Source organism: Atopomonas sediminilitoris (assembly GCF_022601735.1).
GTDB classification, from domain to species: Bacteria; Pseudomonadota; Gammaproteobacteria; order Pseudomonadales; family Pseudomonadaceae; genus Atopomonas; species Atopomonas sediminilitoris.
Genome location: NZ_JAKUMM010000002.1, coordinates 140,946 through 156,994, shown reverse-complemented (window position 1 = coordinate 156,994; position 16,049 = coordinate 140,946). Strand labels below are relative to the sequence as shown.

Here is a 16,049-nt window from a genome sequence, read left to right as displayed (position 1 = left end):
CGTCGAACCAAGCCGCCCATAAGCGGCTATGCTCAAACCAGACCAGCCGTTTTGAGTCATTCATGCTTGCAGTCATCGCCAAAGCACTCAGTCGCCTCGCTCCTAGCGTGCTGTTTATCAGCCTGCTAGCCGGCAGCATTGCGCTGGCGTTACAAGCGCAACAACAAGCACAAAGCCGACTCGAGCAGCGCCTCATGCGCGAGGGGCAGACCCTCGCGGACACACTGGAAAGGCGTTTGACCCGCTATCAAGATGAGCTGCAACGCATCAATACGCTATGGCAACACCACCAAGGCCTATCTGAAGAAGAATGGACACTACATAGCCCCATCTCAACCCTGAGTAGTAGCGCAATAACTCAGGTCTACTACATTGACGCCGACTTGCGGGTGCGCTGGCCGCAACATCGCCTGGTTAAAAAAACCTTATTTGACGGCGCAGCGCTGTCGCCACAGTCGTCGCTGTACAGCGTTCTTATCAGCAATAGCGAAAGCCAAGCGCCGCACAAGGTATTCGACCTTGAGCACGGCGCACTCAATCTCGTCAGTTTTTTACCCCGCGACAAGGGGCACTTCAGCGGCGCCTTCGTGATCACGCTGGACATTCAACTCATGGTTGAGCAGCTGCTGGACGCCCCCCGCCGCAACCTCCTAGCCGTCACCCTGCTCTACCGCAAAAAAGCGCTGCACCAAAGCGGCAGCTCAACCGGCGAAGACATGCAAGCCGTGCCGATTGCCGGCTTAGACGGTGTTGAGCTAAGCATCCAGCCCAGCCAAGGCCTGATCTCGCGGATTGAGTCCCCACTGCCTGAGTTGATTTTGATCAGCGGCATTTTGGTCAGTCTTAGCTTAGCCATGGCCTTCTTATGGGCCCAAGGGCATCGCGAACAGCGCCAACGCAGCGAAAGCACCAATCAACAACTGCGCGACGAAATTGAGCAACGACGCCAAGCCGAAGCCCGTCTAGAACAAGAAAAGTCGCGCCTTGGCCTCGTGCTCGAGCTCAACAACCACAGCCATGATGGCTTTATCATTCACGACCTCACCAACAACCAGTCGCTGCACTTCAATCGCGCCGCCTATCGCATGCTTGGCTATCAAGATGCGGCGGTGTTTGAGCAAGTCCTACGCCAGCACCCACAAAGCCTGCTCAGCAATTATTTTGATTGGCTTAAAACCCTACGCAAGCTCACCCGCCAAGGGCTGCCGCGTGTGTTTCAACTAGAGTTAACGCGCGCCGATGGCGGCATCCAGCCGGTTGAGATCAACGCCGAACTGCACGAAGAGCTGGGCAACGAATACTTGGTGGCCGTGATGCGCGACAACAGCGCGCGCCTCAAGCTAGAGCGCGAACTACAAGAGCTGTCGCAACGTGACGGCCTGACCAACCTGTTTAATCGCCGGCATTTTGATGAGGAGCTAGAACGCGAATGGCGTCGTGCGCAACGCAATAGCACGGGGCTTGGCTTGCTGATGATCGATGTCGACCACTTCAAGCCCTACAACGACCACTTTGGCCACCAAGCTGGTGACGATGCGCTGCGCTTAATCGCACAAACCTTGCAGCAATGCCTGCAACGCGAAGGCGACCAAGCCTTTCGCTACGGCGGCGAAGAGCTCGCGGTCATTCTCGCCGCCAGCGCGCCGCACAGCGTCGAAGGCACCGCGCAACAAATCCACCGTCGCATTGCCGAGCTGCGCTTGCAGCACCCCCACAGCAGCACTGGCCAACTGACCGTCAGCATTGGCCTGTGCTGGGAAGTGCCGCCGCTGGGCCAAGGTGCAGAACTACTGGTCAAGCACGCCGACCAAGCCTTGTATGCCGCCAAAGCCGCGGGGCGCAACCGCACCTATCATTGGCAAACCGACAGCGGCGCACCCGCCCCGAGTGACTCTTAAGCGCCATTCGGTCAGAGCACGACGGCCTGCGCATGATTTATTCACGCCCATCATGTAGTATTCGCCCGCTTGCACTACAAGGCCTCGGGTTGAGCGCCTTTAACTGGGTCAGGCGCTATTCCAGCAGAGCGAGGTAGAAAATGACTGAACGCGTTCAAGTCGGTGGCCTTCAGGTCGCCAAAGTCCTGTACGACTTTGTCAACAATCAAGCCATTCCTGGCACCGGCGTTGATGCCGAGCAGTTCTGGCAAGGTCTGGACGCACTCGTCCACGATCTGGCGCCCAAGAACAAGGCCCTGCTGGCCAAGCGCGATGCCATGCAAGCGCAAATTGATGCCTGGCACCAAGCCCGCGCCGGTCAACACGACCACGCAGCCTACGTCGCCTTCTTAAAAGAAATCGGCTACCTGCTGCCCGAGCCCGCTGACTTCAGCGTGAGCACCGACAACGTGGACGAAGAAATCGCCAACATTGCCGGCCCGCAGCTGGTGGTACCGGTGATGAACGCCCGCTTCGCCCTGAACGCCTCTAACGCGCGCTGGGGCTCGCTGTACGATGCCCTGTACGGCACCGACGTGATCAGCGAAGAAGGCGGCGCCGAAAAAGGCAAAGGCTACAACAAGGTCCGTGGCGACAAAGTGATTGCCTTTGCCCGCGACTTCTTGAACCAAGCCGCTCCGCTGGCCGCCGGCAACCATGTCGACGCCACTGCGTACACCGTCAACAACGGCGCACTGCAAGTGAGCCTGCAAGACGGCAGCCAAACCGGTTTGCAAGACACCGCGCAGTTCATCGGCTTCCAAGGCGATGCCGCAGCGCCCACCGCTGTGCTGCTCAAGCACAACGGCCTGCACTTTGAAATCCAGATCGATGCCAGCACCCCCGTCGGCCAGACCGACGCTGCCGGCGTTAAAGACGTGCTGATGGAAGCCGCGCTGACCACCATCATGGACTGCGAAGACTCCATTGCTGCCGTCGACGCCGACGACAAAGTCGTGGTGTACAGCAACTGGCTGGGCCTGATGAAGGGCGATCTGTCAGAGCAAGTCAGCAAGGGCGGTGAAGTGTTTACCCGCACCATGAACGCTGACCGCGAATACACCGCCGCCAACGGTGGCAGCCTCACACTGCATGGCCGTTCGATGCTGTTCGTGCGCAACGTCGGTCATCTGATGACCAACGAAGCCATCCTCGACAAGGACGGCAGCGAAGTGCCTGAAGGCATTATCGATGGCGCGATCACCAGCTTGATTGCCATCCATAACCTTAACGGCAGCGCCAGCCGCGCCAACAGCCGCAAAGGCAGCATGTACATTGTTAAGCCCAAGATGCACGGCCCAGAAGAAGTGGCGTTTGCCAACGAGCTGTTTGGTCGCGTTGAAGACCTGCTCAAGCTGCCGCGCTTCACCCTGAAAATGGGCATCATGGACGAAGAGCGCCGCACCACCGTCAACTTGAAGGCCTGCATCCAAGCCGCCAAAGACCGTGTAGCGTTCATCAACACCGGCTTCCTAGACCGCACCGGCGACGAGCTGCACACCTCCATGGAAGCTGGCGCCATGGTGCGCAAGACCGCCATGAAGGGCGAAAAGTGGATCGCCGCGTATGAAGACTGGAACGTCGACATCGGCCTGAACACTGGCCTGCAAGGTCGCGCCCAGATCGGTAAAGGCATGTGGCCGATTCCAGACAAGCTCAAGCAAATGCTGGAAACCAAAATCGCTCACCCGATGGCCGGCGCCAACACGGCTTGGGTACCGTCGCCGACCGCCGCCACTCTGCACGCCCTGCACTACCATCAGGTTAACGTGACAGAGCGTCAGGCCGAGCTGGCCAAGCGCCCGCGCGCTTCGCTGGACGACATCCTGACCATTCCATTAGCGCCCAGCACCGATTGGAGCGCCGAAGAGATCCAAAGCGAGCTGGACAACAATGCCCAAGGCATTCTTGGCTATGTTGTGCGCTGGATTGACCACGGCGTGGGCTGCTCGAAAGTGCCCGACATCCACGATGTTGGCCTGATGGAAGACCGCGCCACACTGCGTATCTCCAGCCAACACATCGCCAACTGGCTGCGTCACGGCGTGGTTAGCCAAGCGCAAGTGATGGAGACCATGCAGCGCATGGCCGCCGTGGTCGACCGTCAAAACGCCAGCGATGCGGCCTACCGCAACATGGCGCCCAACTTTGACGACAGCGTGGCCTTCCAAGCCGCCGTCGAGTTGGTCATCGAAGGCACCAAGCAGCCCAACGGTTACACCGAGCCGGTTCTGCATCGCCGTCGTCGCGAGTTTAAGGCCAAGCACCAAGCCTAAGCCGCCAAGGATTCCTGTAATCCACGCAAAGCCGCCTTCGGGCGGCTTTGCCGTTTCTACACTCGACAGCAACCGCGCACGCCTTGCACCATCCGTGCAATATTTTGCACAGTTAATTTCAACTGAAAGCATTGTTCCGGTATACTTCTGCGGTTCCACCGGCGTGAGCGCGCCGCCCCTGTGTTATTTGCGGGGCCACGATCAACGAGTAGGAGAACCCATGAATTGGCGTCAAACCCTTTCAGCTGCAGGCTTAGCCCTAGCGACCAGCCTGTCATTCTCGGCCCATGCGGCCACCCCTGAGTGTGAACTCGACCGTCCGGTACGCTTTGCCGGCATGAACTGGACCTCCAACCTAATCACGGTGGAAGTCGAGCGTTTCATCATGCAACACGGCTACGGCTGTGAAAGCCGCGTCGAAACCGGTGGCACTCTGCCGATGCTGGCCGCGATTGTGCGTGGCGACGTGGATGTGATGAGTGAAGTGTGGATCAACAGCGTCAGCGAGGCCTGGGAGAAAGGCGTTGCCGAAGGCAAAGTACAAAGCCTTGGCGACATCTACACCGGCGGTGTTGAGGCATGGTGGATTCCACGCTACGTCGCCGAACGCTTCCCTGAGCTGAAAAGTGTGAAAGATTTACCACGCTTTAAGCAGCACTTTGCCGACCCCGAAGACCCCGACAAAGGCTTGCTGCTGACCTGTCCGGCCGGTTGGGCCTGTGAAGTGATCAACACCAACCTGTTTAAGGCCTATGGCCTGCAAGACAGCTTCAACCTGTCATCGCCAGGCACCGGTGCGGCACTCAAGGCGGCTATCACCTCGGCGTACAAGCGCAAGAAAAACGTCGCCTTCTACTATTGGTCGCCCACGCCACTGCTCGGCCAGCTTGATCTCGTGCAGCTGCAGATGGAGCCCTATAACGCCGAAGGCCACGCCTGTAACACCAAGGCCGAGTGCGCCACGCCTTATGCGGGCAGCTACCCCAGCGCCACGATCAAGGCTGGGGTGAACACCGAGTTCGCCAACAGCGCCCCGCAACTGCTGGCCTTCCTAGAAAAGGTCAACATTCCCACCGAAAAGCTCAACGGCCTGCTGGCCTGGGCTGAAGAAGAAGGCGCCGAGTCCGACGAGGCCGCGCGGTACTTCCTCAGCGCCCATCCTGAGCTGTGGCAGAGCTGGGTGCCGGACGACGTTGCCGCCCGCGTAAGCCAAGCCCTTTAATCGTTCCATCACTGGCGGCAGGCGCAGCGCGTCTGTCGCCAGTGTGTTTTTGGAGTAAGCATGTTTCCTGAACTGATCCCTGCTCGGCAGCTGCGCCGCGCCATCGACAACTGGGTCGAAGAGCTGGTGGCCAACTACGCCGACACCCTTGAACTATTGTCGCAACCCTTCCTTGATTTGCTGATCTGGATTGAGCAGTTACTGCGCCAGTCGCCATGGTGGGCGGTAGTCGGCGCGGTGATCGCCATCACCTTTGCGGTTAGCCGACGCTGGAAGCTCAGCCTCGCCATGGGCGCACTGCTGTCGTGCATTGGCTTGCTCGGGCTGTGGGATAAGGGCATGCAAACCTTGGCCTTGATGATCATGGCCACGGGGCTGTCGGTAGCGATTGGCATCCCGCTCGGTATCTTGATGGCGCGAATTAACTGGCTACGCCAGATCATGCTGCCGGTGCTGGACGTGATGCAAACCATGCCCAGCTTTGTCTACCTGATCCCCGTGGTGATGCTGTTTGGCTTGGGCAAAATCCCCGCCATCATCGCCACCGTGGTGTATGCGGTGCCGCCGCTAATCCGCCTGACCGACTTGGGGATTCGCTTGGTCGATGCTGAAGTGCTAGAAGCCTCACGCGCCTTTGGTGCCAACTCGCGCCAGCAATTATTTGGCGTGCAGTTGCCGCTGGCGCTGCCCAATATCATGGCGGGGATCAACCAAACCACCATGATGGCGCTGTCGATGGTGGTGATTGCCTCGATGATTGGTGCGCGCGGCCTGGGCCAAGAAGTGCTGCTGGGCATCAACCGCCTTGAAGTCGGGCGCGGCTTACTCGCCGGCCTAGCGATCGTCGTGCTGGCGATCATCTTCGACCGCATCACGCAGGCCTTTGGCCAACGTCAACAAGCTCGGAGGGGCGCATGAGCAAGATTGAAGTCAAAGGCATCTACAAACTGTTCGGCAAGCAACCGCAAAAATGGCTGGCCGCCGCGCAAAGCGGCATGAGCAAAGAAGCATTGCTCAAAGAAAGCGGCCACACGCTGGGCTTGCGCGATATCAGCCTGAATATTGAAGAAGGCAGTATCCACGTGATCATGGGCCTGTCGGGTTCGGGCAAGTCGACGCTGATTCGGCACTTCAACCGCCTAATCGAGCCGACCGCAGGGAAAATTCTGGTGGATGGCCAAGATGTCACCGCGCTGTCACGCCGCGAGCTGGAGCTGTTTCGCCAGCAAAAAATGAGCATGGTGTTCCAGCGCTTTGGCCTATTCCCGCACCGCAGCGTGCTCGATAACGCCGCCTATGGTTTGAAGGTACAAGGTGTCGAGCGTGCCCTGCGCGAAGAAAAAGCCATGTACTGGCTTGATCAAGTGGGCCTGAAGGGCTTTGAAAAGCAGTTCCCGCATCAGCTTTCTGGCGGCATGCAGCAGCGTGTCGGCTTAGCCCGCGCCTTGGCTACCGACGCCGAAATTTTGTTGATGGACGAAGCCTTTTCCGCCCTCGACCCACTGATCCGCCGCGAAATGCAGGATCAGTTACTGGCGCTGCAAGAGAAACTGCACAAAACCATCGTCTTCATCACCCATGACTTGGATGAGGCGCTGCGCTTAGGCAACCGCATCGCCATTTTGAAAGATGGTGAGCTGGTGCAAGAAGGTACCAGCGAAGACATCTTGCTACGCCCGGCCACCGACTACGTGGCGGCCTTCCTGCAGGATGTGAATCGCAGCAAGGTGTTGACCGCCGCGCATGCCATTCATGGCGGCATTCCACGCTTAGCGCCCAACAGCACGCCCGCCGAGGCCGTCAGCGCCATGGCCGAAGCCAAGCAGGACTACAGCGCCGTGCTCGCCGACGGCAAGCTGCAAGGTGTGTTGACCCTCGCCGCCGCCCAGCAAGCCGCCAGCCAAAACAGCGCCATCGATACACAGCTGGTGGAAGTCGCGCAGGTCAAAGGCCATACGCCGCTGGAAGAGATTTTAGGTGACTTGCTGACCAACAAGCAGCCCGCCGCCGTGGTCGATGAAGACGGTCAATACCGCGGCATGCTCGCGCGCAGCAAGGTCGCCGAGCTACTCGGCGCGCAGGTTGTCTGAGCCCCCTAAGCCGCCAGCTGTGTACGGGTAACACTAAAAAAGCCTTAACCCTGCGTGGTTGAGGCTTTTTTAGTGGCTGAGCCTTAGGCTATCGGCAGGCTTAATCAGGGCCGAATCAGGCTGGCTGCAGCTGTTTAGCGCGCTTTAAGCGGTAGGTCATGCAACCGGCCAACAACAGCGAGCCATACAGCAGTTGATACACCGGCAACGGGCCGAGCAATAGCGCCGGCCACACACTGCACACCGGGTCCGCACTTAGAAACGTCGCGCAGCCCAGCAACCAATACGGCACCATCACCCATTGCAGATAGACCAGAGGCAGCGCCAGCACAAAGCGCAGCGCCCGCAGGCCACCCGGCCAAAACAAGATGCCGGCACCCAGCATGGCCACCAACAGATTTAGCAGCAGCATGATCCAGAACATGGCGGGGCCCTCGCTTAGGTATCAGAGCGCTTTAGCCTACCCAGCAGCGCCCGCCAAGGCTGTACGCCTTTAGTCCAAGCTCACACCATAACGGGCGTACAAGGCTTGGATTTGCCCCGTGCGGTACAGGGCCAGCAACGTCGTCTGCAAGCGCTCTTGGCGCAAACGATCACTGCCAACATGACAGGCCATGGCCTCCATCACGGTCATAAACGGCAGCACCTCGTGCGGTGCTTTAATCCCGGCGCGTTGCGACAGCACCCGCGCGCTGATTTCGCTGGTCGCCCACAGTGGCGCACGCTGGCGCGCTAGCTTGTCTGCATTAAGGCCATTGTGGTTGGAGTAATCCACGGTAAACCCCATGCCCTGCAGGTAATCACCGACGCCGGAACCCATATGACTGAGCACGGTGAACTCTTTAGCCACCTCTAGGCTAGCGAAGCTCAGCGGGTTATCCGCCGCCGAATACAAGCTAATGCGCGACACCAGCAAGGGGCCGACCCAGCTGAATTGGGCTTCGCGCTCTTGCCGCCGCTCCAGCAGCAGCACGCAGGTTTCAGGCTTGAGCTTAACCGCTCGAATAGCCCGATTGAGCGGCACAAAGCGTAAGCGATACGGCTCGCCGGCTTGCTCCATCAACAGCTTGAGAATATCGACCGCCAAGCCTTGCGCCTGGCGGTTATGGTCTTGATACGACAGCGGCTCGCGCTCCCACGCCAGCACCGTCAGCTCGGCACGCAGCGCCGTACTGCTGAGCAACACGCTCAGCAGTAGCAATGCGGTCAAGCCGTACTTACTGCCACGCACGAATCGCGTCCTCATAACTTAAGGTCACGCCTTGCGGCTTTTCATGCTTCAAGGCGGGCTTGGGTGCCCCCGGTTGTGCCAGCCATGCTTGCGCGCTGGTTTCTGGGTTTAAGCGTGGTGCGCAACTGCCGGGCAAGCGCTCCAGCACGGCGAGGTGGCGATCCATCGCTCGCGCCAAGTTACGCATCGCCTGCTGCGGGCTAATCCGCCCAGCAATGGCCGGATGCGCCGTCTTCCACCATAAATTGGCCATTTCGGTGTAGTCCGGCACGTTGGTGCCGGTGGGCGTCCAAGCATGCACCGCTTGGCTGCGATAAAACTCCACCAGCCCGCCTAAATACGGCGCTTGCTGGGTCATCGCCTGGGAAAAAATATCCGAGCGGCGGATTGGCGTTAAGCCATGCAAGGTTTTATTCAATGACACACTGCGCGAAACCAAAAACTGCGCATACAACCACGCGGCATTGAGACGCTCTGGCGGCGTGTCGCGCAAGAAAGTCCACGCACCGGCATCCTGATAGCCGGACTTCATCCCCGTCTGCCAGTAGCTACCGTGGGGCGAGGGTGCCACGCGCCATAACGGCCGCCGGCGCGAATCCACCACCGCCACATCGGGCTGGGTGTAATCGGCAGTAAAGGCGGTGTACCAGAATATTTGCTGGGCAATTTGCCCTTGCGATGCCACCGGGCCTGATTTGGTAAAAGTCAGATTAATCGCTTCAGGCGGGGCGAAGCGCTTTAACCAGTCGATATAGCGGCTAAGCGCATACACCGCGGCGGGGCTATCTAACGCGCCACCGCGCGCCATACTGGCCCCCACCGGCCGGCAACCGTCGACACGAATGCCCCAGTCATCCACCGGCAAACCGTTGGGCAAACCCACATCACCGACGCCTGCCATACCCAGCCAAGCATCAGACAGACGCCACCCCAGCGACGGATCATGCGCACCGTAATCCATGTGCCCATACACCGGCTGGCCGTCGATTTTCTTCACATGTTCGGTGAAGAACTCGGCGATGTCTTCATACGCTGACCAGTTTTGCGGCACGCCCAAGGCGTAGCCATAAATCCCTTTGAACGCTTGTTGCAGCTCTGGCCGAGCAAACCAATCGTGGCGAAACCAATACAGGTTGGCGAACTGCTGGTCCGGCAGTTGATACAGCTTGCCATCGGGGCCGGTGCTGAAAGGCAGGCCGATAAAGTCATCCAGCTGCAGGGTGGGCAAGGTCACGGCCGCGCCATCCGCCGCCATGTAATCCGACAGCGCCAGCACTTGGCCGCCGCGAAAATGCGCGCCGATCAGATCACTGTCGCTGATATAGCCGTCGTACAGGTGCAGCCCCGTGTCTTGCTGCGCGTTGAGCTTATTCACCACGTCGTCTTCGCCGGTGATCTCATGGATCACCCGAATCCCGGTCAGGCGGGCAAACAGCGGCGCCAAGACATTGGCCTCGTACGCATGGGTAGCAATACGCTCGGACACCACCCGCACCGTGACACCACGATAGGGCTGCGCTGCCGTGGCAAACCAGCGCAGCTCGGCGAGTTGCTCGCGCTCACTCAGGGTTGTCGGCTGTAATTGCGGTAATAGCAGCTGCGCAATATCCGCCACCGCCGGCGGCGACGCGCACACGTACCCGAACAGCCCTAGGGCCGGTAGCAGCCGTTTCATTAAAAGGAGGCCACCCCTGCCCACAGCTCATTAAGATTACTGAAATTCCAATTCTCCGCCGGCTCACGCCCCAGAATTTTGTCGTCGCACTGCGCATCCGCCAGATTGATCAACGCCACCGGGATCGGCGTTTTACTTTTAGCCGAGAAAAACACCTTCACCACCGGCTTTAATAACGCCGCCGCGTTTTGCTCCGTCACCACACCCAAACGGCCTGACTCTAGGCGCACTAACGAGCCCACCGGATAAATGCCGATGGTTTTGACGAACGCCTGAAACACCGCCTCATCAAAATGCCCCTTACTCCATTCCGCCATTTTGCGCAGCGACTCCGCCGGCCCCCAGCCTTTTTTATACGGGCGGTCAGAGGTAATCGCGTCATACACATCACACACCGCGCCCATCTTGGCCAACAGGCTGATTTCATCGCCCTTAAGCCGGTGCGGATAGCCGCTGCCATCGACTTTTTCATGGTGATGCAGGCAGACATCCATCACCGCTTCGGTGACTTGGCTGCCTGCGCGCAGCAGTTTGAAGCCTTCTTCGGGATGACTTTTCACGGTGACGAATTCACCGTCGGTTAACTTGCCCGGCTTATTCAAAATATCCAGCGGAATCATGGCCTTGCCTAAGTCATGCAGCAGCCCGGCCATCCCTGCCTCGCGGACTTTATCTTCATCGAGGTCAAGCTGGCGAGCTAGAGCAATCATCAAGGCGCACACGGCTACCGAATGCATATAGGTGTATTCGTCGCGGTTTTTCAGCCGCGCCAAACTGATCAGCGCGCCAGGGTTACGGCTCACCGAGTTGGCGATGTCCTCAACCAGCACCTGACATTGCTCTGCTTCAATCGCCTTGCCCATGCGCGCATCGTTAAACATGGACACCACTTGCGCTTTGCTCTTGGCGCAAATCTGCGCCGCGCGCTCGACTTCATCGGCCAGCGAGGTGCGCTCTATCTTGACCGGCGGCGCGACAACGGCGGCGCTGAGCTCTTGCTCAACTTCGGCATCAACGTCTTCGCGCGTCTCGCTGCTGACGTCTTCATCGGCATCCAGCCCTTTGCTGGTGTCGATCCACACCTCGCTAATGCCACTGTCGATAATGCGGGCGATGTCTTTGGGGTCTTTAAGCAGGAACTTGCTGCGCCAGAAGGGGTGCTCCATCCACGAGCCACAGAGCTCATGAAGAAACATCCCAAGACGCAACTGCGATGACGAAATACGCTTGAGCATGCCGCCCGTGCCCCCGATCAATACCTACGCTTGAGTATAGGCAGCGCAGTTCGACAGGCAGACTTTATGGCAAAAAAATACTCAGGCGCGCAAACGACGGGTCTTCCAGGTCCCTACGCCGTTGTGCACTAGGTTGGCGAGAAAGGCCCACAAGCCTGATTCTTGCGGCTTGGCCTCGACACCGCGCGCAAGGCGTTTGAGCTGGCGCGAGTACCACACCACCTCCATCAAGGCCATACGATCGACGGCCTTAATACCGGTGGTAATCGGCTTCACCGCATGCAGCGGGTCTAAGCCTGCCAACAAGCGTTTGGGCAAATCCGGCTCCACCGCCAAGCCACGCGCCATACCGACGAGATCCAACGCCCCGCCTGCCAGCGATTCGCTCATGCCTTGATGCGTGCGAAAGCCTCCGGTCACCATCAAAGGCACCTTGACTTGGCTGCGAATGGTTTCAGCAAAGGTTAAGAAATACGCCTCACGCGCTAGCGTCGACTCCTTGTGACGCTTGTTATCGCTCATTGCCGGCGCCTCATAGGTGCCGCCTGACAGCTCAATCAAGTCGATACCTTCGGCCTCCAGCGCTTGAATCACCGCCAGCGACTCATCCTCAGTAAAGCCGCCGCGCTGGAAATCGGCCGAGTTCAGCTTGATCCCCACGGGGAAGTCGCTGCCCACTTGGCGACGAATCGCGCGGTACACCTGCAGCACAAAGTGACGGCGCTTTTCCGCGCTGCCGCCCCAATCGTCTTCACGCTGATTGGTCAGCGGGGACAAAAACTGGCTCACTAAGTAGCCGTGTGCGCCGTGAATTTGCACGCCGCTAAAGCCCGCCTCTTTAACCAGCCGCGCCGCTGTCGCAAAGCGCTCGATGATGTCGTTAATTTCTGCGTCGCTCAGCGCGCGCGGTGCGGGGAAGAAGGCCTGCAACGCGGGATTAAACGGCACCGCCGAAGGTGCGACGTTTTCCGCATTCAGCCCTTTGGGCGCCTGCCGACCAGGATGGTTGAGCTGTACCCACAGTTGCGTGTTTTGCCGCGTGCCCGCTTGCGCCCAGCGCTTGAGTAGCGCGGCATCGCGGGCATCTTCCAGCGCCACGTTATTGGGCTCACCCAACGCGCGGCGATCGACCATCACATTGCCGGTGATTAGCAGCCCAATCCCGCCCTCTGCCCAACGCCCATACAGGCTAGGCAATGCCTCGGTCACGCGGTTATCCGTGGTGCCCAAGGCCTCGCTCATGGCGGACTTGGCGAGGCGATTTTTAATGGTTACGCCGCAAGGCAGGGTCAGTGGCTGATTCAGGGTCACGCGGGTCATGCTGGTCTCGCTTTACTTCGAGGGAGTGTCCGCTACGCTAAAACTCAGTTCGACGATTGTCAAACTATTAAAGCGACGCCCTGTGGCACAATAGCCCCACGCAATCTTACGAGCACCGTTCATGCAGCCGACCAGCCACCCCCAGCAAGCGCAATGCGCGCAACTGGCCAAAGCATTTAAAGCCTTGTCTAACCCCAATCGGCTGGCCATGTACATGGACCTGATTCAGCTGGAAGAAACCGAAGTCAGCGCCTGCTGCATCGCGGACCTGATTGATCGGCTGGATATCGGCGCGCCCACGGTGTCGCATCACATTAAAGAACTGGTTAACGCTGACCTCGTGCACGTCACCCGCGACGGCAAGTTCATGCGCTGCCGCCTCAACCGCGAAACCTTTGCCTTGCTGGGCGACTTCTTTAAACACCCCACCGCTTCGCTGTAACCCCGCCCTGCGCAGCGGCATCTATGCTCAATACAGCGCAAAGCCTGCGCGCTTTGCCTCACTCGCCTCATTTTGGATAAGCGCATGGAAGTCGACAAAATCACCGACAACGTCTTGAACCTACTGTGGCAGTGGGCCAACACGCCGTGGTTTCAAATTGGCAATACCGATGTGCATCTGCTGCGCCTAACCGGCCTGTGCTTCATTCTATTTTTCGCCTGGTGGTTTTCCACTTTGCTAGAGCGCGGCCTACGCAATGTCGCCGCCCGCGGCAAAGGCACCCACATGAACTCGTCTGGGGTGTATGCCTTTACCCGCATTATTCGTTATGCGGTGTGGATTATCGGCACCCTTGTCGGCCTCAAATATCTGGGCTTGGATCTGACCAACATTGCGCTGATCGGTGGTGCGGTGGGCGTGGGGATCGGCTTTGGCCTGCAAAACATCTTCAGCAACTTTATTTCTGGCCTGATTCTGTTGCTGGAAAAGACCCTGAAAGTAGGCGACTTCGTGGACCTACAATCCGGCGTGATGGGCAAAGTAACCGAGATTGGCATGCGCTACACCCGCATCACCACCAACGATTTGGTCGACATCATCGTGCCGAATTCCGAGTTTATTAACGGCCGCGTCACCAACTGGAGCTTTAACGAAAAATATCGCCGCATCCACGTACCCTTTGGCGTGGCCTACGGCGTGGACAAACACGCGGTAAAGGCTGCGGTGTTGCGCGCCGTTGAATCCGTCCCCGGCTGCATCATCCACGAAGCCGCACGCAAACCCGATGTCTGGCTGACTAACTTTGGCGAGTCCAGTTTGGATTTTGAGCTGGTGGTCTGGGTCGAGCACGACCTGATGGTCTCCCCCGGCGCCACCCACGCTCGCTTTATGTGGGCTATTGAGGATCAACTGCGCGCCGCCAACATCGAAATCCCCTTCCCGCAGCGCGATTTGCACTTACGCTCAGGCACGTTACGCCTAGATTTAGGCGATGACGCCGCACGCCTACGCGCCATGCAAGGCATACCCAAACCGGACTGAAACATGCTGCAAAACATGCCCGCATGACAGCCACCAGCCCAACGCTTACTCTGCCTGTGCGTTAGGGCAAGGGAGCTGATCCCCTCCCCGCCCACTTCAGCCCTGCGGCAGGCATAGGCTGAACGCACTCTCCCCATACCGGCCCTCGTAGGCCGGTTTTTTTTGCTGAGCTAAAACCATCCACAGCCGCCTACGAGCATTAGGGCGCCCAAAAGACAACAAACTATTGACGCCAACCATTTGTCGGATTGAGCGCAAAATAGCCACCATATAGCCATCACTGCAAAAACTTTTACGTTATCGTGATATCAACGCGCCGCTGACCATGCCGCGCCTTGAACGCAACCTACCCGGGAGCGAGCCATGCATAACGAGCACTACCTAAGCTTGCTGCTTAACCTAGGCGCCGAACACCCTGTGGCCGCCGCGCAAGCGATTTACAACAAGGAAGATACTCTGCTGCTGGGCGCGGGCAGCCCTATCGATGGGCAAGCGATTAATCATCTAACCACCCAGCCGCTACGCCAGCCGTTGCTGTGCAGTCTGACGATTGAAAACGGGTTAACCCATGCTCAACTGTGCCAAGACCTTGCCGCACTGGGCAGCGAACAGCCCGAACTACAGCAACTCGCCAACGAGCTTGAACCGACCCTCAAGCAGCACCCACTGATCGCCGACTCATTGCTTGCGCAACACCTCACCGTGATGCGCGAGCGCACACCAGCGTTGTATCAGCGCACCCTGCTGGGCGCAGTCTTGTCCGGCTTGTTATCCAGCCGACTACTCCCTGAACAAACCGGTCTTGTCTGGCAGGCTGCTTTGGGGCGGCTGTGTGGCCACCTGTATTTAACTGAAGACATATTGGGCAAATTGACGCACAAGAAGCTGCAAAAACAACTGGAACAGTTCCCCACACTGAGCTGGCAAGCACTCGCTCCAGAACTGCCCAGCGATGCTGCTAACTGGCTGTGCAACCAGCAAGAAAACCGCCTCGGCAGCGGCTACCCCAGCGCAATCACCGAAGCCACAGCACTGCCAGCGCAACTGCTCAATGCCGGCGACTGGTATGCCTTGCTGTGCCAACAGCATGGCCAGTTAACCCTACGCGACGCCCTGCCCGCACTTCAGGTATTGCGCGAGCGCTGGGATAACGTGGTGTTTCAGACCCTCCAACAAGCCACGCTTGAGCTCAACAGCCCGTTTACCCCACGTTATGACCTCGCCGACAATCGGCAATGGCTCAACACCTTACTTAACCAACAAGGCCAGCATCAGCAACGACTGCGGCGTCTGAAGCAACAACTGCTCGCCATGCCCTCACAGCGCAGCGCCAACGCCTGCATGTTCGGTGCCCTCATCGAGGAGCTGTTACACACATGCGCCAGCGCCGGTCTGGTCAGTGACGAGTACCAACGCTGGGTGCTGTACGTGTATGAGCAGCGCTTGGTCGCTGCGAGCGAAGAAATGCACGGCCTCGAATTACAGTTGAGCGTGCTGCACATCGAGCTGGCTCGCGCTAACAGCCTGGCCGAGCGCCTAGGGCTCGGCCAGGTTGGCCGCCCTCACTGATCGGCCGCCCG

At 58.9% G+C, this 16,049-nt stretch carries 13 protein-coding genes; 8 read left to right on the top strand and 5 right to left on the bottom strand.

Annotation, left to right across the window (positions count from 1 at the left end; all coding sequences use genetic code 11):
* Nucleotides 1-62 precede the first annotated feature (62 nt).
* From MKI83_RS03170 to MKI83_RS03150, 5 genes are all read left to right on the top strand, one after another.
* Nucleotides 63-1,898 carry a sensor domain-containing diguanylate cyclase gene (locus tag MKI83_RS03170; protein WP_241583328.1) on the top strand — a complete coding sequence of 612 codons (1,836 nt, stop codon included), beginning with the start codon at nucleotides 63-65 and terminating at the stop codon, nucleotides 1,896-1,898.
* 140 nt (nucleotides 1,899-2,038) lie between these two features.
* On the top strand, nucleotides 2,039-4,213 hold the full coding sequence (locus MKI83_RS03165; protein ID WP_241583327.1) for a malate synthase G: 2,175 nt from the start codon (nucleotides 2,039-2,041) through the stop codon (nucleotides 4,211-4,213).
* Nucleotides 4,214-4,433: 220 nt separating this feature from the next.
* Nucleotides 4,434-5,435, top strand: coding sequence for an ABC transporter substrate-binding protein (locus MKI83_RS03160; protein WP_241583326.1), 1,002 nt, complete (start codon nucleotides 4,434-4,436; stop codon nucleotides 5,433-5,435).
* A 60-nt stretch (nucleotides 5,436-5,495) separates the two neighbouring features.
* Nucleotides 5,496-6,353, top strand: a complete 858-nt coding sequence (locus tag MKI83_RS03155; RefSeq protein WP_241583325.1) for an ABC transporter permease — start codon at nucleotides 5,496-5,498, stop codon at nucleotides 6,351-6,353.
* Nucleotides 6,350-7,525 (top strand): quaternary amine ABC transporter ATP-binding protein, encoded by a 1,176-nt coding sequence (locus MKI83_RS03150; RefSeq protein WP_241583323.1) that lies wholly within the window; start codon nucleotides 6,350-6,352, stop codon nucleotides 7,523-7,525. Before MKI83_RS03155 ends, MKI83_RS03150 begins: the two co-directional genes overlap by 4 nt.
* Before the next feature lie 115 nt (nucleotides 7,526-7,640).
* Here MKI83_RS03150 and MKI83_RS03145 read toward each other — a convergent pair whose 3' ends face one another.
* From MKI83_RS03145 to MKI83_RS03125, 5 genes are all read right to left on the bottom strand, one after another.
* On the bottom strand, nucleotides 7,641-7,949 hold the full coding sequence (locus MKI83_RS03145; protein WP_241583321.1) for a hypothetical protein: 309 nt from the start codon (nucleotides 7,947-7,949) through the stop codon (nucleotides 7,641-7,643).
* A 69-nt stretch (nucleotides 7,950-8,018) separates the two neighbouring features.
* Nucleotides 8,019-8,756, bottom strand: a complete 738-nt coding sequence (locus MKI83_RS03140) for a substrate-binding periplasmic protein (RefSeq protein ID WP_241583319.1) — start codon at nucleotides 8,754-8,756, stop codon at nucleotides 8,019-8,021.
* Nucleotides 8,743-10,431 carry an ABC transporter substrate-binding protein gene (locus tag MKI83_RS03135; protein WP_241583317.1) on the bottom strand — a complete coding sequence of 563 codons (1,689 nt, stop codon included), beginning with the start codon at nucleotides 10,429-10,431 and terminating at the stop codon, nucleotides 8,743-8,745. Before MKI83_RS03135 ends, MKI83_RS03140 begins: the two co-directional genes overlap by 14 nt.
* On the bottom strand, nucleotides 10,431-11,666 hold the full coding sequence (locus MKI83_RS03130) for an HD-GYP domain-containing protein (protein ID WP_241583316.1): 1,236 nt from the start codon (nucleotides 11,664-11,666) through the stop codon (nucleotides 10,431-10,433). The genes MKI83_RS03135 and MKI83_RS03130 overlap by 1 nt, the downstream gene beginning before the upstream one ends.
* Nucleotides 11,667-11,747: 81 nt before the next feature.
* On the bottom strand, nucleotides 11,748-12,986 hold the full coding sequence (locus MKI83_RS03125) for an NADH:flavin oxidoreductase/NADH oxidase family protein (RefSeq protein ID WP_241583315.1): 1,239 nt from the start codon (nucleotides 12,984-12,986) through the stop codon (nucleotides 11,748-11,750).
* Between the two features lie 121 nt (nucleotides 12,987-13,107).
* Here MKI83_RS03125 and MKI83_RS03120 point away from each other — a divergent pair, with 121 nt between their 5' ends.
* The 3 genes from MKI83_RS03120 to MKI83_RS03110 all read left to right on the top strand — a co-directional run bounded on the left by MKI83_RS03120 (nucleotide 13,108) and on the right by MKI83_RS03110 (nucleotide 16,038).
* Entirely contained in the window at nucleotides 13,108-13,428 is a 321-nt protein-coding gene (locus MKI83_RS03120) for an ArsR/SmtB family transcription factor (RefSeq protein WP_241583314.1), read from the top strand.
* Between the two features lie 84 nt (nucleotides 13,429-13,512).
* Entirely contained in the window at nucleotides 13,513-14,469 is a 957-nt protein-coding gene (locus MKI83_RS03115; RefSeq protein WP_241583313.1) for a mechanosensitive ion channel family protein, read from the top strand.
* A gap of 363 nt (nucleotides 14,470-14,832) precedes the next feature.
* A complete protein-coding gene (locus tag MKI83_RS03110) occupies nucleotides 14,833-16,038 on the top strand; it encodes a hypothetical protein (protein WP_241583312.1) in 1,206 nt (401 codons plus the stop codon).
* Nucleotides 16,039-16,049 lie beyond the last annotated feature (11 nt).

Coding starts and splice junctions, on each gene's coding strand:
- MKI83_RS03170 (WP_241583328.1), top strand. CDS start 63: ATGCTTGCAGTCATCGCCAAAGCACTCAGTCGCCTCGCTCCTAGCGTG.
- MKI83_RS03165 (WP_241583327.1), top strand. CDS start 2,039: ATGACTGAACGCGTTCAAGTCGGTGGCCTTCAGGTCGCCAAAGTCCTG.
- MKI83_RS03160 (WP_241583326.1), top strand. CDS start 4,434: ATGAATTGGCGTCAAACCCTTTCAGCTGCAGGCTTAGCCCTAGCGACC.
- MKI83_RS03155 (WP_241583325.1), top strand. CDS start 5,496: ATGTTTCCTGAACTGATCCCTGCTCGGCAGCTGCGCCGCGCCATCGAC.
- MKI83_RS03150 (WP_241583323.1), top strand. CDS start 6,350: ATGAGCAAGATTGAAGTCAAAGGCATCTACAAACTGTTCGGCAAGCAA.
- MKI83_RS03145 (WP_241583321.1), bottom strand. CDS start 7,949: ATGTTCTGGATCATGCTGCTGCTAAATCTGTTGGTGGCCATGCTGGGT.
- MKI83_RS03135 (WP_241583317.1), bottom strand. CDS start 10,431: ATGAAACGGCTGCTACCGGCCCTAGGGCTGTTCGGGTACGTGTGCGCG.
- MKI83_RS03130 (WP_241583316.1), bottom strand. CDS start 11,666: ATGCTCAAGCGTATTTCGTCATCGCAGTTGCGTCTTGGGATGTTTCTT.
- MKI83_RS03125 (WP_241583315.1), bottom strand. CDS start 12,986: ATGACCCGCGTGACCCTGAATCAGCCACTGACCCTGCCTTGCGGCGTA.
- MKI83_RS03120 (WP_241583314.1), top strand. CDS start 13,108: ATGCAGCCGACCAGCCACCCCCAGCAAGCGCAATGCGCGCAACTGGCC.
- MKI83_RS03115 (WP_241583313.1), top strand. CDS start 13,513: ATGGAAGTCGACAAAATCACCGACAACGTCTTGAACCTACTGTGGCAG.
- MKI83_RS03110 (WP_241583312.1), top strand. CDS start 14,833: ATGCATAACGAGCACTACCTAAGCTTGCTGCTTAACCTAGGCGCCGAA.